Source organism: Actinomycetota bacterium (assembly GCA_013152275.1).
Classification (GTDB): Bacteria; Actinomycetota; Acidimicrobiia; order Spongiisociales; family UBA4744; genus BMS3Bbin01.
Map to the genome: position 1 here is coordinate 10,533 of JAADGS010000065.1, position 24,455 is coordinate 34,987.

General features: G+C 64.1%; 21 protein-coding genes (1 of these 21 only partly in view). 9 read left to right on the forward strand and 12 right to left on the reverse strand.

Going from position 1 to position 24,455, the window contains the following annotated elements; translation table 11 throughout:
- Positions 1–631: the 3' portion of an alpha/beta hydrolase gene (locus tag GXP34_10515; GenBank protein NOY56403.1), read on the forward strand. 38 nt of this gene lie to the left of the window's left edge; only the last 631 of its 669 coding nucleotides appear in the window; the start codon falls outside the window, past its left edge; its stop codon occupies positions 629–631.
- 191 nt (positions 632–822) lie between these two features.
- Here GXP34_10515 and amrA read toward each other — a convergent pair whose 3' ends face one another.
- Positions 823–1,320 carry an AmmeMemoRadiSam system protein A gene (gene amrA, locus GXP34_10520; protein ID NOY56404.1) on the reverse strand — a complete coding sequence of 166 codons (498 nt, stop codon included), beginning with the start codon at positions 1,318–1,320 and terminating at the stop codon, positions 823–825.
- A gap of 364 nt (positions 1,321–1,684) precedes the next feature.
- Between amrA and GXP34_10525 the strand changes: the two genes are divergently transcribed.
- Entirely contained in the window at positions 1,685–3,709 is a 2,025-nt protein-coding gene (locus GXP34_10525; protein ID NOY56405.1) for a CBS domain-containing protein, read from the forward strand.
- Positions 3,710–3,731: 22 nt separating this feature from the next.
- Here GXP34_10525 and GXP34_10530 read toward each other — a convergent pair whose 3' ends face one another.
- Positions 3,732–4,808 (reverse strand): PDZ domain-containing protein, encoded by a 1,077-nt coding sequence (locus GXP34_10530; GenBank protein ID NOY56406.1) that lies wholly within the window; start codon positions 4,806–4,808, stop codon positions 3,732–3,734.
- Positions 4,809–5,156: 348 nt separating this feature from the next.
- Here GXP34_10530 and GXP34_10535 point away from each other — a divergent pair, with 348 nt between their 5' ends.
- Positions 5,157–5,891, forward strand: coding sequence for a sulfite exporter TauE/SafE family protein (locus GXP34_10535; protein NOY56407.1), 735 nt, complete (start codon positions 5,157–5,159; stop codon positions 5,889–5,891).
- A gap of 72 nt (positions 5,892–5,963) precedes the next feature.
- On the opposite strand, the gene GXP34_10540 is transcribed toward GXP34_10535, so the two are convergent.
- Entirely contained in the window at positions 5,964–6,488 is a 525-nt protein-coding gene (locus GXP34_10540) for a DUF2179 domain-containing protein (protein ID NOY56408.1), read from the reverse strand.
- A gap of 56 nt (positions 6,489–6,544) precedes the next feature.
- On the opposite strand from GXP34_10540, the gene GXP34_10545 reads away from it, so the two are divergent.
- Positions 6,545–7,009 carry a hypothetical protein gene (locus GXP34_10545; GenBank protein NOY56409.1) on the forward strand — a complete coding sequence of 155 codons (465 nt, stop codon included), beginning with the start codon at positions 6,545–6,547 and terminating at the stop codon, positions 7,007–7,009.
- Between the two features lie 144 nt (positions 7,010–7,153).
- Complete coding sequence (locus GXP34_10550; GenBank protein ID NOY56410.1) at positions 7,154–8,290, forward strand: carboxylate-amine ligase; 1,137 nt, start codon at positions 7,154–7,156, stop codon at positions 8,288–8,290.
- A 214-nt stretch (positions 8,291–8,504) separates the two neighbouring features.
- On the opposite strand, the gene GXP34_10555 is transcribed toward GXP34_10550, so the two are convergent.
- Complete coding sequence (locus GXP34_10555; GenBank protein ID NOY56411.1) at positions 8,505–10,808, reverse strand: NADP-dependent malic enzyme; 2,304 nt, start codon at positions 10,806–10,808, stop codon at positions 8,505–8,507.
- A 182-nt stretch (positions 10,809–10,990) separates the two neighbouring features.
- Between GXP34_10555 and GXP34_10560 the strand changes: the two genes are divergently transcribed.
- Together GXP34_10560 and GXP34_10565 are read left to right on the forward strand one after the other, a co-directional pair.
- Complete coding sequence (locus tag GXP34_10560) at positions 10,991–12,163, forward strand: glycoside hydrolase family 1 protein (protein ID NOY56412.1); 1,173 nt, start codon at positions 10,991–10,993, stop codon at positions 12,161–12,163.
- 38 nt (positions 12,164–12,201) lie between these two features.
- Entirely contained in the window at positions 12,202–14,043 is a 1,842-nt protein-coding gene (locus GXP34_10565; GenBank protein ID NOY56413.1) for a DUF885 domain-containing protein, read from the forward strand.
- On the opposite strand, the gene GXP34_10570 is transcribed toward GXP34_10565, so the two are convergent.
- Both GXP34_10570 and rlmN read right to left on the reverse strand, forming a co-directional pair.
- Complete coding sequence (locus GXP34_10570; protein NOY56414.1) at positions 13,904–14,818, reverse strand: LysM peptidoglycan-binding domain-containing M23 family metallopeptidase; 915 nt, start codon at positions 14,816–14,818, stop codon at positions 13,904–13,906. The two genes, GXP34_10565 and GXP34_10570, sit on opposite strands and share 140 nt — an antisense overlap.
- A 4-nt stretch (positions 14,819–14,822) precedes the next feature.
- Entirely contained in the window at positions 14,823–15,863 is a 1,041-nt protein-coding gene (gene rlmN / locus GXP34_10575) for a 23S rRNA (adenine(2503)-C(2))-methyltransferase RlmN (protein NOY56415.1), read from the reverse strand.
- Positions 15,864–15,902: 39 nt separating this feature from the next.
- Here rlmN and GXP34_10580 point away from each other — a divergent pair, with 39 nt between their 5' ends.
- Positions 15,903–17,297 carry a hypothetical protein gene (locus tag GXP34_10580; GenBank protein ID NOY56416.1) on the forward strand — a complete coding sequence of 465 codons (1,395 nt, stop codon included), beginning with the start codon at positions 15,903–15,905 and terminating at the stop codon, positions 17,295–17,297.
- 130 nt (positions 17,298–17,427) lie between these two features.
- Here the strand turns inward: GXP34_10580 and GXP34_10585 are convergent, their stop codons facing one another.
- Positions 17,428–17,754, reverse strand: a complete 327-nt coding sequence (locus tag GXP34_10585) for a hypothetical protein (protein ID NOY56417.1) — start codon at positions 17,752–17,754, stop codon at positions 17,428–17,430.
- A gap of 117 nt (positions 17,755–17,871) precedes the next feature.
- Positions 17,872–18,525, reverse strand: a complete 654-nt coding sequence (locus GXP34_10590; GenBank protein NOY56418.1) for a transglycosylase SLT domain-containing protein — start codon at positions 18,523–18,525, stop codon at positions 17,872–17,874.
- A 147-nt stretch (positions 18,526–18,672) separates the two neighbouring features.
- Here GXP34_10590 and GXP34_10595 point away from each other — a divergent pair, with 147 nt between their 5' ends.
- Positions 18,673–19,677 (forward strand): TIGR03617 family F420-dependent LLM class oxidoreductase, encoded by a 1,005-nt coding sequence (locus GXP34_10595; protein ID NOY56419.1) that lies wholly within the window; start codon positions 18,673–18,675, stop codon positions 19,675–19,677.
- 111 nt (positions 19,678–19,788) lie between these two features.
- On the opposite strand, the gene GXP34_10600 is transcribed toward GXP34_10595, so the two are convergent.
- The 4 genes from GXP34_10600 to GXP34_10615 form a co-directional block, all read right to left on the reverse strand.
- Positions 19,789–21,636 (reverse strand): potassium transporter Kup, encoded by a 1,848-nt coding sequence (locus GXP34_10600; protein ID NOY56420.1) that lies wholly within the window; start codon positions 21,634–21,636, stop codon positions 19,789–19,791.
- 195 nt (positions 21,637–21,831) lie between these two features.
- The gene (locus GXP34_10605) at positions 21,832–22,485 is read right to left on the reverse strand and encodes a histidine phosphatase family protein (GenBank protein ID NOY56421.1); all 654 of its coding nucleotides are present in this window, start codon (positions 22,483–22,485) and stop codon (positions 21,832–21,834) included.
- Between the two features lie 3 nt (positions 22,486–22,488).
- Positions 22,489–24,051 (reverse strand): gamma-glutamyltranspeptidase, encoded by a 1,563-nt coding sequence (locus GXP34_10610; GenBank protein ID NOY56422.1) that lies wholly within the window; start codon positions 24,049–24,051, stop codon positions 22,489–22,491.
- 5 nt (positions 24,052–24,056) lie between these two features.
- On the reverse strand, positions 24,057–24,428 hold the full coding sequence (locus GXP34_10615) for a hypothetical protein (GenBank protein ID NOY56423.1): 372 nt from the start codon (positions 24,426–24,428) through the stop codon (positions 24,057–24,059).
- Between the last annotated feature and the right edge of the window lie 27 nt (positions 24,429–24,455).

Below are 24,455 nucleotides of genomic sequence, written 5' to 3' on the forward strand. Positions count from 1 at the left end.
CCGCCTCACGTGGGCTGCGGCGACCAGGACATTCGTGCTCGACTACCGGCTCGCTCCCGAGCACCGCTTTCCGGCCGCCCTCGATGACGCGATCGCAGCATATGAAGATCTCGTCTCTTCGGGGATCCGCCCCGAGTCGCTGTTCGTCGCAGGCGACTCGGCCGGCGGGGGGCTCGCCTGCGCGCTGCTGCTGCGGCTGAGGGATGAGGGACGTTCACTTCCGGCAGGGGCAATCCTGTTCTCGCCCTACACGGACCTGGAGCATACGGGAGCTTCGATCGTCGCCAATGCCGCCACCGACTACCTTCCCCTCACGATGGGAAACGCACGGTCCGACACCCTCTACCTTGGTGATCACGATCCCCGAGATCCGCTGGCGTCACCGATGTACGGTGATTTCACCGGGCTGCCACCGCTGTTGATCTTCGCCGGGAGTTGCGAGATGATCCTCGACGATTCGATTCGTCTTGCCGAGAAGGCGAGACGAGATGGCGCACGAGTCACGTTGCACATCGAGCCGGACATGATGCACGTCTGGCCGGCGATCGTCCCGAGACATCCTGCGAGTCTGAGAGCGCTGGCCATCACCGCCGAGTTCGTGAGGCACCCGCAGACGACGCCCTCCGGCTGATGTCTGATGCGTGCCGGGAGCGTCTCACCTCGTCCTGCCGGCCTGGACCGTAACCGCTCCATATGTGTGCTCATGCTCGATCGGGAGCGAGCCCTCCGCCGAGAGTGCCTCGAGCCGATCGAGGGACCGGCTTCATACCGCAGTTTCGTCAATGCCGGCAGCAGTATGTGCGGCCGGCATCGACGAAACTCCTAGTTCAAGATCTCCGCTTCGAACCGGTAGAGACGGACCGGTTCGTTCTCCCCGATGAACGCCTTGCGTTTGGTGACCTCGACCTGCTGCCTGGCGGTCACGATTCCCGGTATGGCGGGGAGGAGAAGGGCCCGGCGTCCGGTGCGGCTCTCGACGATGATCCCGTACCGTGACGGATCGAGGTCGTCGATGCTATCGACCGGAACGGGAGGATCCAGCAGATAGACGGTTACCTGGAGATCGTCGACATCTTCGGCGCGAATGGGGGGAAACCGCGGATCGGATGTCGCTGCATTCACTGCCTGATGCACGATCTCGGCGCACAGGCTGGGCTGCGAGGGAACGATGCTGCCGACACAGCCCCGTAATCCTCCCTCGTCGGCGCCATGTTCATGGAGGGAGACGAAGACCCCCTGGGCAGGTCTGTCGTCGGGCCGTCCGGAGACGTCCAGAAGCTTTCCGGTGGCGAGATAGTGACGAATCGCGTCTCTCGCCAGTGTGACGTACGGATGCTCCATGTATCGAACGATACACCTCGTCTCCGAAGGCCTGCCAGAACCGGCTCATGGCTGCGATCGACGATTCTGAAGGTGCTCTCCCCGAACCTTGGGAGGCATACCACCATAAGTATTCGTTCACGGCGGCCACCACCCCGATTTGGGGCATTGGTACGCGGTGCACCCGTCTGGGCACGGAGTGCTTCTGCCAGGATTCACTCAGGCAGAAGCTGTCGTGTGACGGTTCGAATCGGCCGAGACGGACCCAGGGACCGAATTGTGGTGCCGACACGAGGTGTACGTGTTTTTTTTGCCTCGTGATATGACGTCGTGTGCAAGGTGTTGTGTCCTACTCTGAAGGTTCGTGGCATACACGCATCGACATCGCCGATTGGTCCGTTCGGGCAACGTAACCGCGATGATGGTGGTGGCCGGTATCGTCGGAGCGGGATCGGGCCTTGGGGCGGTCATTCTCATCAAGTCGATCGACTACATCACGGCGGCCTTGGCTCGTCTGGGCGAGTTCATCCCGTTGCCGCAACTGTTGCCCCTTGTGGTGATTCCGGCAGCACTCCTGACATCATGGTGGCTCACCAAGACCTTTGCGCCGGAAGCAGCCGGTCACGGGGTTCCACAGATTCTCGCGGCGATCACGGCTGCAGGGGGCAATATCCGCTGGATCGTCGGTCCACTCAAGGTCATCGCTTCTGCGATCACGATTGGGGCCGGCGGCACCGCCGGGCGGGAAGGCCCGATTGCCCAGATCGGCGCGGGGCTTGGATCGTTCGTCGGTCGAAAACTTCGACTCTCCGAAGGGGATCTCATCAGCTTGGTCGCCGCGGGTGCAGGTGCCGGGATCGCTGCGACGTTCAACGCTCCCATCGCCGGGATGTTCTTCGCGATGGAGGTGATCCTTGGAAGCTTCTCGGTTCGACATTTGCACACGGTGGTCGTTGCGACGGTCGCCGGTGCGGTCGTGAGCCACAGCATTCTTGGTGAGGGGCTCACGTTCGTCGTGCGTCCGCACTCGCTCGGACATCCGACGGAGCTGCTCGCCTATGCAGCCCTCGGGGTGCTCACGGTGGCCGGTGGGCTCGTGCTGCTCTGGTCGCTGGACTTCTGGGAGGAAAAGCCGAATCTGCTGATCGGCTGGCGCCGTCCACTCCTGCTTTCCTTCGCCGTCGCCATCCCCGTGGCAGTCTTCCCCGAGATCGCCGGGACGGGGCAGGCATTCATCTCCAAGATCCTGAATGGGCAGGTGAGCATTGCATGGTGGCTCCTCGTGATTCTCGCCGTCATCAAGCCCATCGCCACGGGAGCGACCTTCGGTGCACGAGGATCCGGCGGGATCTTCATGCCGAGCCTCTTCATCGGTGCCGCACTCGGATCCAGCTTCGCCCACGTAGTCGGCTCGGTCTGGAGCATCTCGACGCTGCAGCCGGAGGCGTTTGCGCTCGTCGGCATGGCGGCGGCCTTCACCGCGGTGGCGAGAGCACCGTTGACGGCCATCCTGATCGTGTTCGAGGTCACGGGCGACTACGGGCTGGTGCTGCCGTTGATGGTTGCCGTCGCGGTCGCGATGCTCCTGGCTCCTCGCCTCTACCCCGAGAGTGCCTACACGAAACCGTTGACCAGGATGGGTATCCAGGTGACACGCGGGGGAGAGATCGATCTTCTGGATTCGGTACGGGTCGGGGAGGCCATGACCAAGAAGAACATGGTGGCACATCAAGACCTCACGCTGGCCGAGCTGCAGGGCGTCCTGGATCGCGGGAGGCACCACGGCGTTCCGGTCGTCGACGACGAGGGGCACCTGGTGGGTATCGTGACGGTCACCGACATTCTGCGGGCAGGGGGACCGTCCGATCAGGTCACCGTCCGGGAGGCGATGACTCCCAACCCGGTCACCGTGACTCCCGAGACGCCGGCATCGGAGGCACTCGAACGGATGGCTGCACTCGGTGTGGGTCGGATTCCGGTCGTCGACAGTGGGGACCCGCGACACCTCGTGGGCATGTTCCGAAGAGAGGATGCGGTCAACGCCTACCATCGGGCGAGGGGGGCCGCCGCCCGACAGGCCGCCGAGCGAGAGCATCTCCGGTTGCGGACGAGGATCGGGGCACACTTCTTCGATTTCGTCATCCCCGCCAACTCGATGGCGGTTGGACGCCAGGTCAAGGAGATCCCATGGCCCGAGGGGTGCCTCGCCGTGTCGGTCGTTCGGGAGGGAGAAGTCCTCGTCGCCCAAGGCGCAACGGTTCTCCAGGCGGGCGATCGCGTGACCTGCTTCGGGGACGATCGAATGCGTGAGAGGCTGCTGCAACGACTGCGGCCTGAAGAGCCGGACGCGAAGCCTCCCGGGGGAGGTTCCACATCCGGCTCCGAGTGAAGGCGCTCCTACCGGGCGCGGTTCAGCTCTTGTTGGGTCTCTCGCCGATCGTCACCGTGACGGTGCCGCGTTCACCTCCGCGGACGTACTCGATGGAAACCTTGTCTCCTGGGTCGGTCTGATCGATTGCATCGATGAGATCCTGCGCATTGGTGACTTGCGTGTCTCCAATCTTGACGATCACGTCGTACTTGAGGAGCCCCGCCGTGTCCGCCGGGCTGCCCGCGACGACCTGGCCGATCAGGGCACCGTCTTGCACCGAGATGTGCAGCTCCTTCGCCGCCGCCGGCGAATTGTCGATGATGCCCACACCGAGGAATGGCTCTCCGACCCCGCGTTTGAAGCGATCCAGCGCCTGCTTTGCACTGTTGATGGGAATCGCGAAGCCGACATTCTGTGCGTTGCCGGCGATGGCCGTGTTGATGCCGATGACCTCACCCGCGGCGTTCAGGAGGGGCCCTCCGGAGTTGCCCGGGTTGATGGCGGCGTCGGTCTGAATGGCGTCTTCGACAACTCCCTGCGCCGTCCGGATCTGACGGTGCAGCGCGGAGATGATGCCGAGTGACACGGTCGGTTCGGAAGCGTTGAGGGCCAGTGCATTCCCGATCGCGATTGCCGGGTCGCCGACCTCGATGGTGTTGGAGTCGCCCAGCGGCAGTGGAGTCAACCCCGTCGTGTCTTCGACTTTCAGAAGGGCAAGGTCCCGATGCGGCGCCTCCGAGACGACCTTCGCGGGGCGAGCCTTCCCATCCCTGGAAGTCACGGTGATCTTCGAAGCCCCTTTGACGACGTGGAAGTTCGTCAGGATGTGGCCTTGGTCATCGATGACCACTCCGGTACCTGCCCCCACAGGCACCTCCTGTGGGTTGCCGTAGAAGTCGGTCAAGACCTGGTCCTGTGTCACGGCAACGACTCCTCCCTCGACCTTCTTGACGAGGGGAGAGATGTCGAAGAGCCCGTACTGGCCCACGGTTGCGGTGGTCGTGGTCGTAACTTGTGCCGTTGTGGAGGTTGTCGATGTTGCAGATTCCGGAACTGCGCATCCGCTCGCGGCAACCAGCAGGAAGGCCACGGCGATGATTGATACGAGACGTTTCATGATCGCTTCCCTTATTTCGTTCAGAGGGGCAAAGGCTACGAGCATGCGAGCGCTTCGAGCCCCGAAAGGCCTGATTCTCAGCCGGTTCTACTGAGATTCTTAGCATGTCTTCACGTTGGCGGCTCGTCTCGTTCACGGACTCACGTATCTCGTATTTCGTATTTCGTATTTCGTACTTTGACAGAGGAGCGGTACAGGACCGTGGGGCGGGTGTGACGGCTCAGGCGCAGCCCTCCCGTCGCCACTGGTGCGCCGAGGCGGAGAGGCCCACGAGCGGCGACATGCGGTCGTTGAGCAGCGTGTCAGGTGTTGCTTGGCGGGGTGGGAGTCCCGAGTAGCATCCTGTCGGTGTCCGTGCCAACCATCCTGCTGCTGCTCGTCACCGGACTGGTTGCCGGCTTCATCAATACGGTTGCCGGAGGCGGGTCGGTCATCGCTCTGCCGGTGCTCGTCGAGGTCGTAGGTGCGAGCGTGGCCAACGGCACGAACCGTGTTGCCATCCTGATGCAGAACATTGTTGGCGCGGCGTCGTTTCACCGTGGTGGCAAGGTGCCATGGAAGTTCGTTGGCGTGCTCCTCGGACCGCTCATCGCGGGGGCTGCCGCCGGAGCGTGGGTGGCGACGTTGGTGCCCGCCGAGGTCATGAAGAAGATCTTCGGTCTGGTCATCATCCTGGTGGCGCTGTCGGTACTCGTCCGACCGTCACGCTGGATGCGCGAAGGTGAGTCCAAGTTGAAGGAGCCGTGGAGAAGCCTCGCTTTCTTCGGGATCGGCTTGTATGGAGGATTCGTTCAGGCCGGTGTCGGCTTTCTGCTGCTCGCCGGCCTCGTTCTCGGCGGCGGACTCGGTCTGGTTCGCGGAAACGCGGCGAAGGTGGTGGCAGTCCTCGTCTACACCCCGGTCACGTTGCTCTTGTTCGCGAGAGCCTCGCAGGTCGATCTCGGCGTGGGTCTGGTTCTTGGTGTGGGCAACATGGGCGGGGCTCTCATCGCTTCGCGCCTGGCGATCAAGAAGGGCGCGGGCTGGATCCGATGGGTGCTGGTGGTCGCCGCCGTCGCGGCAGCGACCAGGATGTTGTTCTGAACCATCCGGGCCGTGACACGGATCAGATCCTGATTCTCGTCACCTGGACGATGGCAGGAGGCGATGGTCGGCCTACTTGCGGATCCTCGATGCTCGTCGGGCCCGGATCTTTGGCGTTGTGACGTCTTCGATCGTGACGAACGCGTGCGGGTTGATCGAGCGAACGATCGACAGCACCTCCTTGGCCCGCCTGCGAGGGATGACGGTGAATGCGAGGCGAACATCGCCCTTCTTGCCTTCCGCGTTCACCACGGTCACCCCGTATCCGGCGTCTCTGAGCGCAGGGGCGACCTCCGGGGTCTCGAACGGTGTGATGACGCGCATGACACTCTTGCCCAGGGCGATCTTGCGCTCGATCGTGGAACCGAGGACGGTCCCTGCTCCGAAACCCGCCGCGAACGCCACCAGCCGCACCGGTGAGTCGAGATTGGAGAAGACGAGTCCTGCGGCGATCGCCCATGTCAGCGATTCGAAGAATCCCAAGAGGCCCGCGATCCACCGCTCACCTCGAACCACCATGACGATGCGGACGGCTCCGATGGAAACATCGATCAGGCGCAGCCCGAAGATCAGGAGGGCACCGAGGAACAAGGACATGGAGCGCAGTCTATCGCTTGGGCCGTTCTGGCTCCGTCTGCAATCATGGCGGCCTCATGAGATACCGATTCGTGCTCCTGGCAGTCGTCTTCGCCATGTTTGTCTCCGCGTGCTCGAGCGGGTCGGCGGAGACAGTGGCTGCAACGTTCCCTCCGCCGACCCGAGTGGCAGGCTGCGGCGACGTCTCCTTCATCATCCCGGCATCGTCGGACGCGACCGTCATGATGGGAAGGGTGTACATGTTTCTCAAGGAGGAGAAGCCCCAGATCGTGGGCACGCAGTTCGACGCGACCCTGCTCCAGATCACCAGAAAGGGCGGGTTCGATTTGATCACCGTGCAGTTCAGCGGGGACCTCGGGCTGATGCTCTTCGTTCAGGAGCCCGGCGGCGTGTTGCACATCGGCTGGGAGGGGCTCGCCCCGAGTCAGGAGGAACTCCGCGCACATCTGGCCGCGACCTATCCGAACCTTCCTCCCGACCTGATCCAGTGCCATGATCTGAGCTACTTCATCGCCGGGTAACACCTGGCCGGTATCTGCTTGCTTCGTAGTTCGCACTTCGTGGTGCGACGCGGCGGCGATGCAGGACCGCGGGGCGCGTGTGGCCCGTCGGGCATCTTCATATCGACCTTCCTGATAGGGTGCGCACCGAAGGAGGGTGCGGACATGGCGGTCCCCAAGCCGAGTTTTACCGTCGGGATCGAAGAGGAGTACATGCTCGTCGATCTCGAAAGCCGGGACCTCGTGAAAGACCCGCCACCATCGATGATGGCCGAGTGCAAAGCGCTCATGCGGGGCCAGGTCTCTCCCGAGTTCCTCAGGGGCCAGATCGAAGTGGGCACCCGTGTCAGTCGTACGGTCGGGGAGGCGCGTCGAGATCTCGCCCGTCTTCGCAGAGTGGTGTCCGACGTCGCTCTTCGCCACGGCATGGCGCCGATCGCCGCGTCGACGCATCCGTTCGCCAAGTGGGGAGAGCTGCTGGTCACCGACAAGGCTCGCTACCAGATCCTCCTGAAGGAGCTGGAGACCGTCGGTCGGCGGCTCGTGATCTCCGGCATGCATGTTCACGTTGGAATCGACGACGACGACCTGCGAATCGACCTCATGAGCCAGTTCTCGTACTTTCTGTCGCATCTGTTGGCTCTGAGCACGTCGTCGCCGTTCTGGCATGGGAGCGACACCGGCCTGAAGAGCTACCGATCTTCGGTGTTCAAGTCGCTGCCCCGAACAGGGATTCCCGTCAACTTCACGAGTTGGGGCGAGTACCAGCGTCATGTCGACGTGCTCGTCGGCGCGGGACTCATTACGGATGCCACGAAACTGTGGTGGGACATTCGTCCGAGCGTTCGGTATCCGACGCTCGAGATGCGGGCCACCGACATCTGCACCCGTCTGGACGACGGCATGGCGCTGGCAGCTCTGACGGTGTCGCTGATGCACATGCTCTATCGGCTTCGCAGCGGCAACAAGCGGTGGCGCACCTATGCGCGCATGCTGCTCGAAGAGAACATGTGGAGAGCACAGCGCTACGGGATCCACGCGCCCCTGATGGACTTCGGCCAGGGCATTCTCGTTCCGATTCCCGATCTCGTCGACGAAATGATCGAGATGGTCGAGGAGGACGCGCAGTTACTCGGCTGCCGGGACGAGCTGCTCGGCCTGAGAGAGATTCTCGTGCGCGGGACGAGTGCCGACCGTCAGATCGCCACCTATGAGGCCGCGCTCGCGGGAGGAGCGCAAGAGTCGGAAGCCCTCCAGGCGGTCGTCGATTTCCTCATCAGAGAGACGGTGACGGGTCTTTAGGCGAGCTGGGCTCGCAAGCTCGCCATCTTCGGTATCCGATATTCGGTACCGGGGCGCTGCATCGCCAGGAGATCGCGGGGCGCGATGTGGGCTCGCGGGCTCGCTGTAGTCGGCCATCGACGTCCGGCCGCCGGGGTCGCGATCACACTCCTGTCGAAAACACAGAAGCTTGCGACTGGCGCTCACACCCGCCGACCTACGCTACGCACCAGGCCTACTCGGCAGCCGCCCGGCCGGTCGCTGCGCGCTGCTTCTCCTTGCTTACCGCATCCAACACTGCGATTGCCGTGAGGTTCACGATATCGCCGACCTCTGCATCACGCTGCAGCACATGCACCGACTTCGAGAGCCCGGTGAGGATCGGTCCGATCACCTGGGCACCACCCAGTGTCGAGAGCAGCTGGTAGGTGGCGTTGCCCGCCGCCAAGTTCGGGAACACCAGCACGTTCGCTCTCACGCCGAGACGGTTGAACGAGTGCTGGCGGGCGAGCAACGCCGCATCCACGGCAGTGCGCGCGTGCATCTCCCCATCGACCGGCAGCTCTGGTCGGCGGTTCCAGCAGATCTGGACTGCCTCGCGAACCCTTTCCGGTTCCTCCCCGGAAGCAGAGCCGAAGTTGCTGTACGAGAGCAGAGCGACCCGAGGATCGGTGTCGAACGTCTCGCTGACGAAATCGGCGGTTGAGATCGCGATCTCCGCCAGCTGATCGGCAGTCGGCAGGATATTCACCGCGCAATCGGCGAGGAAGTACGGCTGACCCTTGACGAGCACCGCATAGATGGCCGAGACGATCGACCGCCCCTCCTGGAGCGGCAGCACCTGCAGGGCCGGACGAACGGTCGTGGGGTAGTACGTCGTGAGCCCGCCCAGCTCTGCATCGGCGTCGCCTTGCTGCAGCATCATGGCGGCATACACATTGGGATCGAGGATCGCCCTGTGGGCGTCTGCAGGAGCCATCCCCTTGCGGCCGCGCAGTCGGTACAGCTCCTCTGCATAGCGGGCGCACGTTTCCGGCTCTTCTTGCGGATCGAAGATCTGGATGCCGTCCAGCGATATGTCCTTGGCGGCGGCGGCCGACCTGATCTCCTCGACGTTCCCAAGGAGCACGGGAGTGGCGATTTCCTCGTCGAGGACGCGTCTCGCGGCCCTGATGATTCGAATGTCGGCACCGAGGGGGTAAACGACTCGTTTCGGGTGGGCCTGCGCCTTTGTCGTGACCGTGTGTGTCAACCCGTACGACGCCTGGAACCGGGACCGTAGCTGTTCCCGGTATTTGTCGATGTCCGCGAAGGGTTTGCGCGCCAGCCCTTCCTCGATCGCTGCCTGGGCGACGGTAGGCGCGACATGCCACAGCACCCTGGGGTCGAACGGCTTCGGGATGATGTAGTCCTCTCCGAAGGCCAGGTGGTCGATGTTGTAGGCCTTGAGTACCGATTCTGCGACCGGCTCCCTGGCCAGGTCGGCGAGGGCGTGAGAGGCGGCGACTTTCATCTTCTCGCTGATGCCGGTTGCCCTCACGTCGAGAGCTCCGCGGAAGATGAACGGAAAGCCGAGGACATTGTTCACCTGGTTCGGGTAGTCACTGCGACCTGTCGCGACGATCGCGTCCGGTCTCGCTTCGCGCGCGTCCTCATAGCGGATCTCCGGGTCGGGATTGGCAAGCGCAAAGATGATCGGGCGGTCCGCCATCGTCATCACCATCTCTTTGGTGACCACGTCTGCAACCGAGACGCCGACGAAGCAGTCGGCCCCGTCGAGCGCGTCGGCGAGCGTTCGTCTGTCGGTCGGACGGCTGAACTCGGCTTTGTGACCGGTCATACCTTCGGTTCGTCCCTCGTAGATGACACCTCGAGAGTCGCACATGAGGATGTTCTCCGGTCGAACACCGAGCCGTTCGAAGAATCTCGCAACGGCGATACCGGCAGCTCCCGCGCCGTTGAAGACGACCTTCGTCTCCTCGATCTTGCGCCCGGTGAGGTCCAGAGCGTTGAGGAACCCTGCCCCGGCGATGATCGCCGTCCCGTGCTGGTCATCGTGGAACACGGGGATGTCGAGCCGTTCTTTGAGGGTGTCTTCGATCAGGAAGCACTCGGGAGCCTTGATGTCCTCGAGGTTGATTCCGCCGACGGTCGGTTCCAGGAGCTCACAGAAGCGGATGATGTCCTGCGGGTCCAGGCTGTTGACCTCCAAGTCGAACACATCGATGTCGGCGAACCGTTTGAAGAGAACAGCTTTGCCTTCCATGACGGGTTTGCCTGCCAGGGGACCGATGTTCCCGAGACCGAGGACGGCAGTTCCGTTGCTGACGACGGCCACGAGATTGCCTTTGTTCGTGTACTCGAAAACGTCATCGGGCTTCTTGGCAATCTCGAGACATGGCTCGGCAACCCCGGGCGTATAGGCCAGGCCCAAGTCGCTTTGTGTGGCCGTCGGCTTGGTCGGGCGTACTTCGATCTTTCCCGGACGACCTTTCGAGTGGTACTCGAGCGCTTCGCTGAAGTGCTTACCTTCCGCCATGACAGGGCCTCCTCGCGCTTATGGCTGGAAGCCTACTGCGGACCGGAGGCGGTCCGCTTCAACGGGCAACACGCAGCGAACAGACGACAGCCGGCGGCCGGCGGCACCGCGCCCGGCCCGCGAGAGAACGGCACGCGTACGATATCCGGGCAGGAGGGTCGTTCCTCGGATAGCCTGACGGGATGAGCAGCATCGACTTCCGACAAGGGTTCCTCTGGGGGACGGCAACTGCGGCGCACCAAGTCGAAGGTGGCAACTGGAACAACGACTGGTGGGCGTGGGAGCACGATCCGGCCTCGCCGTGTGTTGAGCCGTCCGGTGACGCCGTCGATCACTATCACCGGTACCGCGAAGATCTGGGCCTCCTGGCAGACCTCGGATTCAACACCTACCGGTTCTCTCTCGAATGGAGCCGGCTGGAACCCGAAGACGGCGAGTTCTCACTCGCCGCACTCAACCACTACCGGAGGGTCATCGAGGCGTGCCGTGACGTCGGCCTGTTGCCGGTGGTCACGTTCCATCACTTCACGACGCCCCGGTGGGTCGCGACGCGAGGGGGCTGGGGCGCCCCCGACACGGCCGACCTGTTCGCCCGCTTCGCGGGTTGGTCGGCGGAGGGCCTCTCCGACCTGCTGTCGATCGCCTGCACCATCAATGAGCCGAACATCGTTGCGACGATGGGCTTCCTCACGGGGGTGTTCCCTCCGGGTCTTCAAGATCCCGGTGCCCGTGAGCGTGCGAACGGTGTGCTCATCGATGCCCACCACAAGGCGGCGGCTGCGATCCGTCGGGCTGCGCCCGCCTGCCGCGTCGGGCTTACCCTCGCGATGTCGGAGTGGACACCGGTCGACGGTGGCGAGGAGACCCTCGACGAGCTGAGGCGTCCGATGGAGGACGTGTTCCTCGAAGCAACGCGCGCCGACGATTTCGTCGGAGTGCAGACGTATTCCCGCCACCGGGTTTCACCGGCAGGCTACCTTGGGCCAGACCCGGACGCGGAGCTGACGCTCATGGGATACGAGTTCCGTCCTCAGGCACTGGAGGCAACGATTCGAAGAGCGGCGGGAATGACCGGGCTCGACGTGTTCGTCACCGAGAACGGCATCGCGACAACCGACGACCGGCGTCGAATCGAGTTCGTTCGACGGGCCCTCGAGGGTGTTCACCGGTGCATCGAAGACGGGATCGAAGTGCTCGGATACACGTATTGGAGCGCCCTCGACAACTTCGAATGGGTGCTGGGGTACGGACCGACGTTCGGGCTCATCGCGGTCGATCGTGAAACCCAGCAACGGTCCGTCAAACCGAGCGCGCGATGGCTCGGGAGGATCGCGCAGGCAAACGCGCTCGACTGAATACCGATAGCGCCGCCTCGGCCCGTACCATCACGGGCATGGATGCCTGTACCCTCGGCGACGAGTTGCTCGACGAACTTCTCGAACTGTCCCCGATTGCCTGTACATACGCCGGTATCGGCGGAAGAGACCATTTGTGGGACGACTTGAGTCCGGGTGGCATGGCCTGTCGTAGGGAACTGTTCGAACGTTACCGGGACGCCTTCTCCGCGTTGCCGCAGAGCGAAGACCGATGGCAGCGGCTCGCAGCGCGAGTCGCGGCGGCGTTCATCGCCGAGCAGATCGACCGACTCGCCGCCGAAGAGCACCTTCGAGACCTCAACAACATCGCTTCGCCGTTTCAGGATCTGCGGCAGGTCTTCGACATCATGGACAAGAGCACCGGCGAAGGCTGGGACAACATCGCTGCGAGACTTCGGACGATCGGTGTTCCACTCTCCGGATACCGGGCCTGCCTCGAGGAAGGGATGGAGAGGGGTATGCCGGTGGCGAGGCGCCAGGTCGACGCGGTGCTCATCCAGGCCAGGGCGTTGGCCGGAGAGGAATCCCCGTTCAGACGGCTCACCGACGATCTCGCCGAATCACCCGCGGCGACACCCGAACGGATCGCAGCGCTCCGTGAGGCGGTTGACGAGGCGACGGGAGCGGTTTCAGACTTCGCCGCGTACCTCGCAGCGACCTACATGCCGGCCTCCGCGACTATCGACGCCGTGGGCGAAGACCGCTACGTGCGAGCCGCGCGCCGGTACCTCGGCACGACCATCGATCCCCGCGACACGTACGCGTGGGGTTGGAGCGAGGTCCACAGACTCCGAAAGGAAATGATCGAGACGGCCGCGAAGATCGACGCCGACGGAACGCTCGATGGCGTCATCGAGACGCTGAGGACCGACCCGGGCCACTGCGCCCAGAGCCCCGACGAGTTCATCTCGTTCATCGAAGACCGGTTGGGTAAGGCTGTCGCCGACCTCGACGGGCGTGTCTTCGATATTCCTGATCCTGTCAAGCGAGTCGATGTCAAGATTGCGCCTCCCGGCGGTGCGCTCGGCGCCTACTACCTGGAGCCGAGCGAGGACTTCTCACGGCCGGGCAGCGTCTGGTGGTCGACGGGAGGCAAGCAGGTGCTTCCCCTGTGGGATGAGGTCAGCACCGCCTATCACGAAGGATTCCCGGGTCACCATCTCCAGGTTGGTGTGACGCTCTCCCTCGCAGATCACCTGAGTCGTCTGCACCGGCTACTGATCTGGTATCCGGGTTACGGAGAAGGCTGGGCTCTCTACGCAGAGTTGCTCATGCACGAACTCGGGTACCTGGACGAGCCCGAGTACGTGCTCGGGATGCTGGCGGCGCAGATGCTGCGTGCCTGCCGGGTGGTGATCGACATCGGTTCGCATCTCGATCTGACCATTCCCGACGAAGCCGTCTTCCACCCCGGCGAGCGGTGGACGTTCGAGTTGGCGGTGGAGATGCTCACCGATTTCGCCTACCTGGCTCGTGACTACGCGGAGTCCGAAGTAACGAGGTATCTCGGATGGCCGGGACAGGCCATCGCCTACAAGGTGGGGGAGCGGCTGATTCTCGATCTCCGGGAGCGACTCAGGCGCAGGATGGGCGACGCGTTCGACATCAAGGACTTTCACAATCGAGTGCTGGGCTCAGGTCCGGTCGGGCTCGATTTGCTACGCGAGATCGTCCTGGAGGAGGACGGCAGCCCCGTGAGCGGGGTTCGCCCGGGGACTCCTATCGGCACGCTTTCGACAGCACCGGGTACGGGTTCACGGCATCCCCGTTGTCGGGATGGATCTCGAAATGGACATGCGGCCGTGAGCCGATTGCGTTGCCGCTGTCGCCCACGTAGCCGATGGTCTGGCCTGCAGTGACGGCGCCCTTGGCCCCGAAGCGGTCGAGATGGCTCGCGATGTACAGGGTGCCGTCGTTCCCCATGAGGTTGACCTGGAATCCACCGATCGATCCGGTCACCTGCCGGACGACGCCACCGACAGGGGCCCGCACGGGCGTTCCCCGGGAAGCAAACATGTCGTTCCCCGTGTGGAAACGGCCTCCGGACCTCGGGAAACCCCAGTCGTTGAAGAACGTTGCTTCCGGGACCGGGCAGAGCCAAGCACCTTCGGTCACCATGAGCACCGTGCCGGCCGTGATCAGATTCGGGTCCTTGATCCCGTTCGCGTCCGCGAGCCGATTCACCGACGTCGCGAAACGTGCGGCGATCGCGCTCAGGGTGTCTCCGCGCCGAACCGTGTAGGTCTGCGGCTGCTGGATCTCGGGATCGAACACGGCCGTGTCGGATCCGACCTGGAGTCTGGTTCCGACGTAGATGATGTTCGGGTCGGTGATGCCGTTGGCTTTGGCCAGCTGTCCGACCGTGATGCCAAGCCGTTTCGCGATGCCTTCCAGCGTGTCTCCCGCCTGCACGATGTAGCTTTTCTTGTTCGGGATGATCAGCACCTGGCCGACAGAGATCAGGTTCGGATTCTTGATGTGGTTGGCTTTGACGAGTGCCTGCACGGTCGTGTCGTTCTTCGCGGCGATTCTCGACAGCGAGTCTCCTGAACGCACGACATAGGTCGCCGCGGTAGCGGCCACGGCAAGCACCATGATCGCGAGTGCCCCGATGACTCGTAGGTTCTTTCTCATTGTTTCAGGCTTCGGCGGTTCCCTGGGCTCTCTTGAGGCTTACGCCGCTTCTGAGTTGTCCACACGCTGCATCGATACTCTTGCCACGGTTCTTGCGTTTTGTGGTGTTGACACCTGCTGCCGTCAAGCGGGTGACGAACTCGTCGATGCGGGAGGAAGGGAGCATCGGTGACAGGGGCGTGGGGTTGAGCGAGATCACGTTGACGTGGGCTCGCAGCCTTCGAGCGATGGCGGCAAGCCCGGCGGCCTGTTCATCGCTGTCGTTGACTCCTTCGATGAGCGTCCACTCGATCGAGATGCGGCGATGTTTCTTCGCGAAGTACGCCAACGCGGCGGCTTCGACGGCCGCGAGCGGGTACCGGGAGTTGATGGGGACCAGTGAGGTACGGAGTTCGTCGTCGGCGGCGTGGAGACTGATTGCGAGGTTGATGGGCCAAGGCTCTTCGGTGAGCCGGGCCATTCCCGGAACGATGCCCACGGTGGATACGGTGAGCGACCGGGCCGACATCTCCATCTCCTCGATGATCCGGCGGATCGCCTCGCGAACCTGCTCGTAGTTGGCGAGGGGCTCTCCCATTCCCATGAAGACGACGTTCGTGAGCCGGTTGGGGACGTCCGGCATGCCGGAGCTTCGAAGGTGGGCTCGGGCAAACGCCACCTGGGCAACGATCTCGCCGGCTTCGAGATGGCGTTCGAAGCCGAACTGGCCGGTGGCACAGAAGGTGCAGCCGAGCGCGCAGCCTGCCTGAGAGGAGATACAGACCGTCGCCCTGTCTTCGTAGCCGATCAGTACCGTCTCTATCGCCGCACCGTCCGGCGCCCTGAACAGCCACTTGACCGTTCGTCCGCCGTCGGCCGATTGTGCCACCTCCACGGTGAACGGCCACAACTCGAGGGTCGTCCTGACGTCGGTGGGCAGATTGGTCATGTCCTGTACGTCGAGAACCGGCGTCTTGTACAGCCAACGTCGGAGTTGATCGATCCGGTACGAAGGCTGGCCTGGGAGCAGGTCGGCGAGGTCGTCGGGATGGGTCAGATACGGCACCGATTCATGGTAGGGGTTTGGGAACCTAGACTCGCCGCCATGCACCGGCTTCCATCATTGCGCGGGTTGTCCTGGGGGAGGGACGACGATCCGATGAGCGCCGTGGACCTGACCAGCATGTGGGTCGCCATCACGCTCGGAGTCCCTGTCGCCGTGGTTGGGTTCGAACTGATGGTCGGCCCGGGACTGGGTGGGCTTGGCATGTCGGCCACACAGCTCCTGTTGGCGGTCCCGCTCGGCGTCGTGGCTGCCGTCGGTTTGCTGTGGGCGTCCGCCCGGCCGGGCGCTGCCTATGGTGAGGGTGCGGTCCTCATGCTCAAGCCCGCGCTCGGTACGTTTGGGAGTTGGGCGTATCTCCCCTTCCATGCGGCACTGATGATCGTGCTGGCCGCGCTCGAACTGCGAGTGGTTGGCGTTGTGCTCGGTGCCGGCTTTACCGCGTTGGGTCTCCCGATGGGGGTCAACGTCGGAATCGTGATCTCGGCAGTTTTCGTGTTCGGGCTTGGAGCGCTCGGAACCCGAGCGCTGCGATGGTGGGTTCGCAGGGTTGCCTTTTGGGGTGGGCTCGGCTCGGCACTGTGGGTGGTGTGGAGGCTCGCCTCGGATGTGGACATGACCAGTATCCGGCTACAGACGCCGTCTCCTTGGTTCTGGCTCGGTGTGGACATGATCCTCGGGCTTGCGGTGCTGTTCTTCCCTCTCGTCGTCGACACGGTACGCAACATGCCCGATGAGAGCACCGCATCCGCGAGCGTGGGAGCGGGGTTTGGAGTTGCAGCATTGCTCATTCTGATGGCAGGAGGACTCGCAGCCGCCGCGGTGCCAGGGGTGGTCGATCCCGGTCTGGTGATCGTCAGGTTCGGAGGACCCGCTCTGGGTGTGGTCGGAGGACTCGTCCTGCTGGTCTGGACGGTCGGGGGTGAAGCTGATCAACCGGCCTTGTTTCTCGTGATGCCGACGCAGGCATTGCAATCGCTCGGTCTTCGCATTCCTCGATGGGTCGGGGTGACCTTGGGCTCCGTCGTTGCAGCAATCGTGGCCATCCTGGCAGACACACGAGACCTGTTCGGTGTGATCAGTTTCTTCATCAGTATCCTCACTCCGATTCTCGGCGTGTTTCTGGCCGACTACTTCGTGGTCCGGCGACGCGCGTACCTCTCCCGCGATCTGTATGGGACTCGTGGGGCCTATCGCGGTGTCAACGTTGTTGCAGTGACGGCGATCTTTCTCGGATTCCTCGTCTTCCAGTGGGTGAGTCCGGTTGGTGCGCTCTGGTGGATCGACGATGTCCTCTCGGTGCTTCCGGGAGCACCACTGGCCCAGATCGGTATTCCGGCGGTGACGGCTTCCCTCCTGACCGCCTTTCTCACGTACGGGGTTCTCGGTCGCTTGACCATCAGGCAGTCCGCGTACGTCTCCAAGATGCGGATCTAGCGCCTGCCGGCCCCGCTGTTCTGCGAACCCTGGGCTCAGGGGGGTCGCCACGATCCCCCTGAGCCCAGGGTTCGGGGGAACGGGGAGGTCGCGCCACGAGATGTGTGCCGCTCTCGCCGGCGAGGACCTCTCAGGTTGCAGTCGAGTGTTGTCCCGCTTCCGCAATCCAACCTTCGACACGTGATTGCGGTGTGTCGAGCTGCTCCGCCAGCACGGCAGGGTCGGCTTTCGCAAGAGCTTGCAGTGTCGTGATCCCCTGTTGCTGGAGCCGGGATGCGAAAACGTCGCCGATTCCTTTGATGGCGGTGAGATCATCGGCCTCGGGGGCAGGATCGACGCGGAACGTCGGGGGTTCGGGTTCGCGAGGGAGCGCGAGTGAAATCAGACGGTCCCGCATGAGCCAAACGGCTGCCCCCAGACCGGCGAGGAAACCGGTCAGCTTCATCAGTCGCTTCATGCGGTAGAGCTTACCCGGTTCTTGGGATCTGATACGGGGACACGGAAGGGCCGTTGGCTTCCGGCCAGTTGGAGCGCTCCTCGCGATGGGAAGGTCTGACGGCCGGCCGGTTGTCGGTTACTTGTCACCTTTGTAACAGGTCCAGTGGGACCATCCGCCTGCGTAGTACTTGAGCCACGCGGCAACGGCGGTGTTGGCGTACGGATCGAAGATGTCGGCCCCGTCCCAGCCGGCCGCCGTGGCGCGTTCGGTCCAGTAGCGAGGGAGCTGCTGAAACAAGCCGGACGCCTTGGAGGAACCGTTCACGGCGGTCGGATCCAGTGACGATTCGCACTTCGCAATGGCGAAGGCCGTATCGACGTCTTGCGGCTTGAAGAACAAAGCGATGATGCTCCGGGCCTCCTCGGACGACAGGGGCTTTCTGGTCTCGACGGAGGCGGCACGTGCCGGCGGTGACGTCGCCGCGACGGGAGGCACGGTGGTCGGCGTCGGTGGCGGAGGGGTCACGTACCGCTGGGCTCTAAGCGAGTCCAGCAGCTCGTTTTCTTGCGAATCCGGCGGGGGGACCTCTTGAGCAGCCGTCGATCGCATCCCGGCGGCAAGGGCGCGCGCCAGCACCTGGCCTGTTGCCGATCCGCGGACGGGCAAGGTCGTGGTAGTCGTGGTGGTTGACTCGGGCGCCTGCTGCGGGGAGAAAGCAGCAAAGCCGGCCACTGCCAGCGTTGCCACCATCATCCACAACACGACCGCCACGAGACGTGGCACACGCATCGGTAATACTCTGCCTCTCAGCGCTAGGGGCCCAACGCAGGCCCGGAGAGAAAGGCTAGGAGGATCGGGTGCGTACGTGCAACCCGGATCCGACCATAAACTGGCAGGGCTGTGTCCGTCGGGGGAGAGGCGGTACGATCGTCGTTCGTGAAGGTCGACTTCTATGCGCCCCCCTGTGGAGCTCGCGAGACGGCACGTCTCGCAGAGTCGGCCGCCTCCGTCGGCTTCGATGGCTTCTTCGTGTCGGAGACGAGCCACGATCCGTTCGTGTTGCTCGCAGCGGCGTCACAGACGGCCACGGGATCCCTCGACTTCGGGACCGCCGTCGCCGTGGCGTTTCCCCGATCCCCGATGGTGATGGCGATGGCGTCGTGGGATCTGGCGAGAGAATCGAAGTTCATGCTCGGGCTTGGAACCCAGGTCTCCGCGCACATCAGGGGACGCTTCTCGATGGAGTGGGGTGCTCCCGTGGAGCGGATGCGGGACTATGTGGCAGCCCTTCGGGCGATCTGGGCCGTGTGGCAGGGCGGGGGAAAGCTCAACTACCGAGGTGAGTTCTACCGGTTCACGTTGATGACCCCTTTCTTCGACCCCGGCCCGATCACCGATCCGATCATTCCGGTGTGGCTGGCCGGAGTAGGGCCTCGGTCGACGAGGCTTGCCGGCGAGATTGCCGATGGATTCCACGCACATCCATTTCACACGGTCCGCTATCTCGATGAGGTCGTGGCTCCGGAACTGGCCGGCGGACAGGAGGCCGCGATGCGGGATCCGGGCACCGTGGCCGTGAGCGCGAGTGTGCTGGTCGCAACGGGGCGCACCGCGGAGGAGGTAACCGAGGCGGCGAAGAAGACGAAAGCGCAGATCGCCTTCTACGCGTCGACGCCTGCCTATCGCAGGGTGCTCGAACTGCACGGGTGGGACGTCGGGCCCGAGCTCTCGGCGATGAGCCGCCGCGGGCAATGGGATACGATGGGGGACCTCGTGAGCGATGCGATGCTGGATGAGGTGGCCGTCGTAGCTCCGGTGCCGGAACTCGGGTGTCGTCTTCGCGAACGGTACGGAGGGAGGCTCGACCGTATCGGCGTCTACCCGTCCGTTTCTTTGCGTGACGCCGAGTGGCGACTCGTGATCGCCGGGATCCGCGGATAGCGTTTCCGGGTCCGGGTGAGCCCGACAGAATCGGGCACTTCGAGCGGGCGAGGCCGACGACGGAGTTTGGAGAAGTGTGCCGGGCCGCGGTGGGGTGTCGGCGAGCCTGCCTCAGATCTCGACCTGCATCCCGATCTCGAGGCACTGGTCGGTCGGCAGATGGAAGAAGCGGGCGGCGCTGGTGGCATTGCGGGACATGAGGGCAAAGAGCCGCTCACGCCACATGGCCATCCCTTCGCGCTCGGTCGCCAGGATGGTTTCGCGGCCGAGCACGTAGGTGGTGTGTTCAGGTCGGATACCGAACCCGGGGTGCACGATATTGGCGAGATCCCTCGGCACGTTCGGCTCTTCCATGAACCCGTACGAGAGAGTTACCTGGAAGAAGCCGTCGCCCAGGTCCCACACGTTCGCTCGCCGGGCGGGGGTGACGCGAGGCACGTCGCTCGTCGTAATGGACAGGATCACCACCGTCTCGTGGAGCACTTCGTTGTGACGGAAATTGAGCAGCATTGCCGGTGGGGTGGCTCCGGGTCTCGAGGAGAGGTAGACGGCAGTACCGGGAACCCGGGTGGGTGGGTGCGTTGCGATCGAAGCGATGAAACGTTCGATCGGCAGTTCTCCGTGACGGAGACGGGCCGCGAGGATCTCCCGTCCCCGTTTCCACGTCGTCATGATCGCGAACACGGCGACTCCGATCACGAGCGGGAACCAACCGCCGTCCGGGACTTTGAAGAGGTTGGCGCCGAAGTAGGAGAGGTCGATGATCAAGAAGGCGGCAGAGAGGGACACGGCCACCGGCTTCGACCATTTCCAGCGCTCCCTGGTGACGACGAAGAAGAGCATGGTCGTGATGACCATGGTGGTGGCGACTGCGACACCGTACGCGGCAGCGAGCCCGCTCGACGATCGAAACCCGAGCACGAGGCCGACACAGGCGACCATCAGCGTCCAGTTGATGGCGGGGATGTAGATCTGTCCGGCTTCCGTCTCCGAGGTGTGCAGGATGCGGACCCGGGAGAGGTAGCCGAGCTGGACCGCCTGCATCGTCAGCGAGAACGCTCCCGAGATCAACGCCTGCGAGGCGATGATCGTCGCAGCCGTCGCGAGGACCAGGAGCGGCCACAGCGCCCACGCGGGTGCCATACGGTAGAAGGGGCTGTCTATCGCCGTGGGATCTGCGATGAGTAGGGCGCCTTGGCCGAAGTAGTTGAGCACCAGCGAGGGGAGGACGAGCCCGAACCACGCGAGCTGGATCGGTCGTTTTCCGAAGTGCCCCATATCCGCGTAGAGCGCTTCGCTTCCCGTGACGACGAGAAAGATCGACCCGAGGGCGAGAAACCCTTCCAGCTTGTTGTTGAGGAAGAACCTGGCTGCGTGCACGGGGCTGAGGGCGGCGAGCACGCTGGGATTCTGGGCGATGTGCACGATCCCGAGGAGCGCGAGTGTGGAGAACCAGAGGATCATGACCGGCCCGAACACCGAGCCGACGGTTCCTGTCCCGTGCCGCTGGATCATGAACAGCGCGATGAGAATGCCGATGGCGATCGGGATGACGTACGGCTTGAGCTGTGGAGTTGCCACTCCGAGGCCTTCGACGGCGCTGAGCACGGAGATGGCCGGTGTGATCATGCCGTCCCCGTAGAGCAGCGCGGTTCCAAACAGCCCGATGAGGATCAGCACCCGGCGACTGTGTCGCAGATTCCGCTGATGCCGGGGAACGATCAGTGCGGTGAGGGCGAGGATGCCTCCCTCACCGTTGTTCTCGGCGCGCATGACGAACGCAAGGTACTTGAGGGAGATCACGATCATCAGCGACCAGAAGATCAGTGAGAGGACACCAAGGATGTTCTCCCTGCCGACCGAGATTCCCGCGTGTGCCACGAAGGATTCACGCATCGCGTAGAGGGGGCTGGTTCCGATGTCGCCGTAGACGACTCCGAGTGCCGCGAGCGAGAGCATCGCCACATAGCGGGGCGTCTGCGGCTTGTCGTGCTCGTTCGTGGACGTGGTCTTGCCGCTCATCGGCTGCGGATGCTACCTGCAGGCGCCGGCCGGCTCTTCCACACGCGACCTGCGGCGGCGCGAAGGACATACGGGACGATGCAGAGAAGACTGCTCCGTACCGACTGCCGAGCACCGTGAGCCCGGGAGAGCTCAGTTCCGAAAGATTCCCAGATCTGCCGAACGTTGCAGATCGAGTGGAAGGTGGCCGACGTCGTTGAAGGCGATGAGGTGCGGCCTTGGTGCCCGGATGACGGTGATCGAACCGTTCCATGGCAGCACCAGCGGGACCTGATACAGGTTGCCTCTCGGACGCAGGCCGCATGCCCACGATGCCAGCGCCAGAGTGGGACCTCCGTGAGCTGCGAGTACAACGAGACTCCGGTCCGAGGACTCTGCGGCAATGGAGCGCAGCGCATCCACGACTCTGCGGCGCACGTCGGCCCAGGTTTCGCCGTTTGGCCGGGGCACGTCTTCGCCGCTCGTGTAGCGAGCCCACAGCTCCGGCCATCGTTCTGCAATCTCGGAGGCGAGGAGCCCTCTCCAGTCTCCATTGTCGATCTCGCGAAACCGTGGATCCTGGTCGATCGTCAGGCCGAGTTTGGTCGCCGCGGGCAGAACCGTGTCGACGGCGCGGCACAGATCGCTGGAGACGATCCTGTCGATGGGCATGTGTGCCAGACGCGCCGAGACGGCCTCGGCCTGGCGTCGTCCGACGGCCGAGAGCGGGACGTCTGACTGGCCGATGAATCGATGGTCACGATTGCCCTCCGCCTCTCCATGCCGGACGATGAGAAAGGTGGCCACTGTTCAGCGCACCGCAGCCCGCGCCGTGGCAGCCCTCGGATCTGCAGCCGCGCTGCGCAGACCGTCTTCCGCGACCTGGATGATCGACACCGGCCCCCAGCCGCGTTCGTAATCCGCCACCCGGCCGACCGTGTGTCCGCGTCGCTCCAGTTCGTCGATCAAGGCATCCGGCGTTCGCCCCTCGACGTGGAGCCGGGATGACGTCCCCGGGCTCGCGTCGTCGAGTACCCACCGCGGGCTTTCCTGCGCCTGTCGGGGATTCATCTGCGTGTGGAAGAGTGCGGTCGCCATCTGGAGGAGGAGTTGGGGCTGGTAGTGGCCTCCTCGAGTGCCGAGTACCGTGTCGAGCCGGCCGTTGCGGGTCCAGAGGGTCGGAGAAAGCGTGTGGAGCGGCCGTCGGCCGGGGGTGAGCTCGTTGGAATGTCCGGGAATCAGATTGAAACCGGCACCACGGTTGTGGAGGAAGAAACCCGCTCCCGACGCCACGATGCCCGATCCGATCCCCGTGTAATTGGACTGGATGAGCGAGACGGCCATGTCGTCGCGATCGACGAAGCCCAGGTACGCGGTCCCGCCCTGCGCCGGCCCTGGTTGTGGCCAGGCACCCGCTCGGTTTCGGTCGATGGCGCGGACGCGTTCTCGAAGTCGATCCGGCGCCACGAGGCGATCGGGGGCGAGAGGTATCCGGTACGGGTCGGCAACCAGATCGTCACGTTCCCATGCGACCGAGCGGTATGCCTCGACCTGGAGGTGAACGTACTCGCCGTCGATTCGGTCGGTCGGTGCGTCCAACTGGGAGAAGATCCAGGCCGATGCGAGGGTGAGGTAGCCCTGTGAATTCGGAGGCGTCGTCCAACCGATTCTTCCGAAGACTTCGATAGAGACGGGGTCGACCCACTCGGCCTGCTTTGCGGCGAGGTCCTCTGCAGTGATCTGGCCGTGCACCGCGTCGCTGATGGCTTTGCCGGCGGAGCCCTCGTAGAAGGCCTCCCTTCCCCCGTCGGCGATCTCTCGAAGCGTGTGTGCCAGATCCCGGCGAACCAGGCGGATTCCGGGTGTCGGTGGGTTTGTCGTGAACAACTCCGGAGCAGCAGGTTCGAGTTGTGCGCTGCGCCTCGTCAGGGCGCCTGCAAGCTCGGCCGACATGGCAAAACCGTCTTGCGCGTACCGGATGGCGGGAGAGAGCACCTCTGCGAGCGGCATCGATCCGAAGCGGGCGAGAAGAGCGATCCAGCCGTCCACGCATCCCGGAACGGTCACGGATGCGGGGTGATCGAAGGGGATGGAGGTGAGACCGGAGCGGCGCAGCGCAGCAGGGTCGACACCCGACCCTGCCCGCCCCGACGCGTTCAGCGTTGCCGGGGTAGCGTCGTCGGGCCGGTGGACGAGGGCAAACAGGTCCCCCCCGATCCCGCAGGTCTCGGGCGCAACGACGCCCTGGACGGCATTGGCTGCGACGGACGCGTCCACGGCATTGCCGCCGAGCACGTAGATTTCCATCGCCGCGAGCGTGGCGAGTTCATGCGGTGTGACGGCCACATCGCCGAAGCCCGAAGACGTGGCCATCCGGCTCAGCGGCGAAGCTGTGGCACGTACCGGTTCAAGGCGTCCAGGACCGCCCGCACCGCAGCTTGCGGCAGATCTTGACCGGCAAGCGCCGAGCCGACCATGGCGCGTTCCTCGCCGCCGGAAACCACGACGACTTGCGCGATGGCGACCGGACGGTTCCCGACGGTCGCTATTTCGAGTGCGGCGAGGGCAAGTCCGATGTCACCACCGATCGCCTGTTCCAGGGCGTGCAGCGTCGCGTCGCCGACGAGACGCAGGCGAGTCGCCGAGGCGGCAGGCCCGTCCGCCTCTCCGACGAACACTTCGCCCTGCCATCCGAGGGAGACCGACGCGGTGATCCTCGTGCCCTGGGGAACTTCCTTGATGTCGAGCACCGCAGGACGTTCACCGGGGGTGCGTTC

Excerpts from the sequence above, each read along its gene's own strand:
- GXP34_10530 (NOY56406.1), bottom strand. The coding sequence starts at position 4,808 with ATGAAACGTCTCGTATCAATCATCGCCGTGGCCTTCCTGCTGGTTGCC.
- GXP34_10540 (NOY56408.1), bottom strand. The coding sequence starts at position 6,488 with ATGTCCTTGTTCCTCGGTGCCCTCCTGATCTTCGGGCTGCGCCTGATC.
- GXP34_10545 (NOY56409.1), top strand. The coding sequence starts at position 6,545 with ATGAGATACCGATTCGTGCTCCTGGCAGTCGTCTTCGCCATGTTTGTC.
- GXP34_10550 (NOY56410.1), top strand. The coding sequence starts at position 7,154 with ATGGCGGTCCCCAAGCCGAGTTTTACCGTCGGGATCGAAGAGGAGTAC.
- GXP34_10555 (NOY56411.1), bottom strand. The coding sequence starts at position 10,808 with ATGGCGGAAGGTAAGCACTTCAGCGAAGCGCTCGAGTACCACTCGAAA.
- GXP34_10560 (NOY56412.1), top strand. The coding sequence starts at position 10,991 with ATGAGCAGCATCGACTTCCGACAAGGGTTCCTCTGGGGGACGGCAACT.
- GXP34_10565 (NOY56413.1), top strand. The coding sequence starts at position 12,202 with ATGGATGCCTGTACCCTCGGCGACGAGTTGCTCGACGAACTTCTCGAA.
- GXP34_10570 (NOY56414.1), bottom strand. The coding sequence starts at position 14,818 with ATGAGAAAGAACCTACGAGTCATCGGGGCACTCGCGATCATGGTGCTT.
- GXP34_10580 (NOY56416.1), top strand. The coding sequence starts at position 15,903 with ATGCACCGGCTTCCATCATTGCGCGGGTTGTCCTGGGGGAGGGACGAC.
- GXP34_10585 (NOY56417.1), bottom strand. The coding sequence starts at position 17,754 with ATGAAGCGACTGATGAAGCTGACCGGTTTCCTCGCCGGTCTGGGGGCA.
- GXP34_10590 (NOY56418.1), bottom strand. The coding sequence starts at position 18,525 with ATGCGTGTGCCACGTCTCGTGGCGGTCGTGTTGTGGATGATGGTGGCA.
- GXP34_10600 (NOY56420.1), bottom strand. The coding sequence starts at position 21,636 with ATGCTCTCGCTCGCGGCACTCGGAGTCGTCTACGGCGACATCGGAACC.
- GXP34_10610 (NOY56422.1), bottom strand. The coding sequence starts at position 24,051 with ATGGCCACGTCTTCGGGCTTCGGCGATGTGGCCGTCACACCGCATGAA.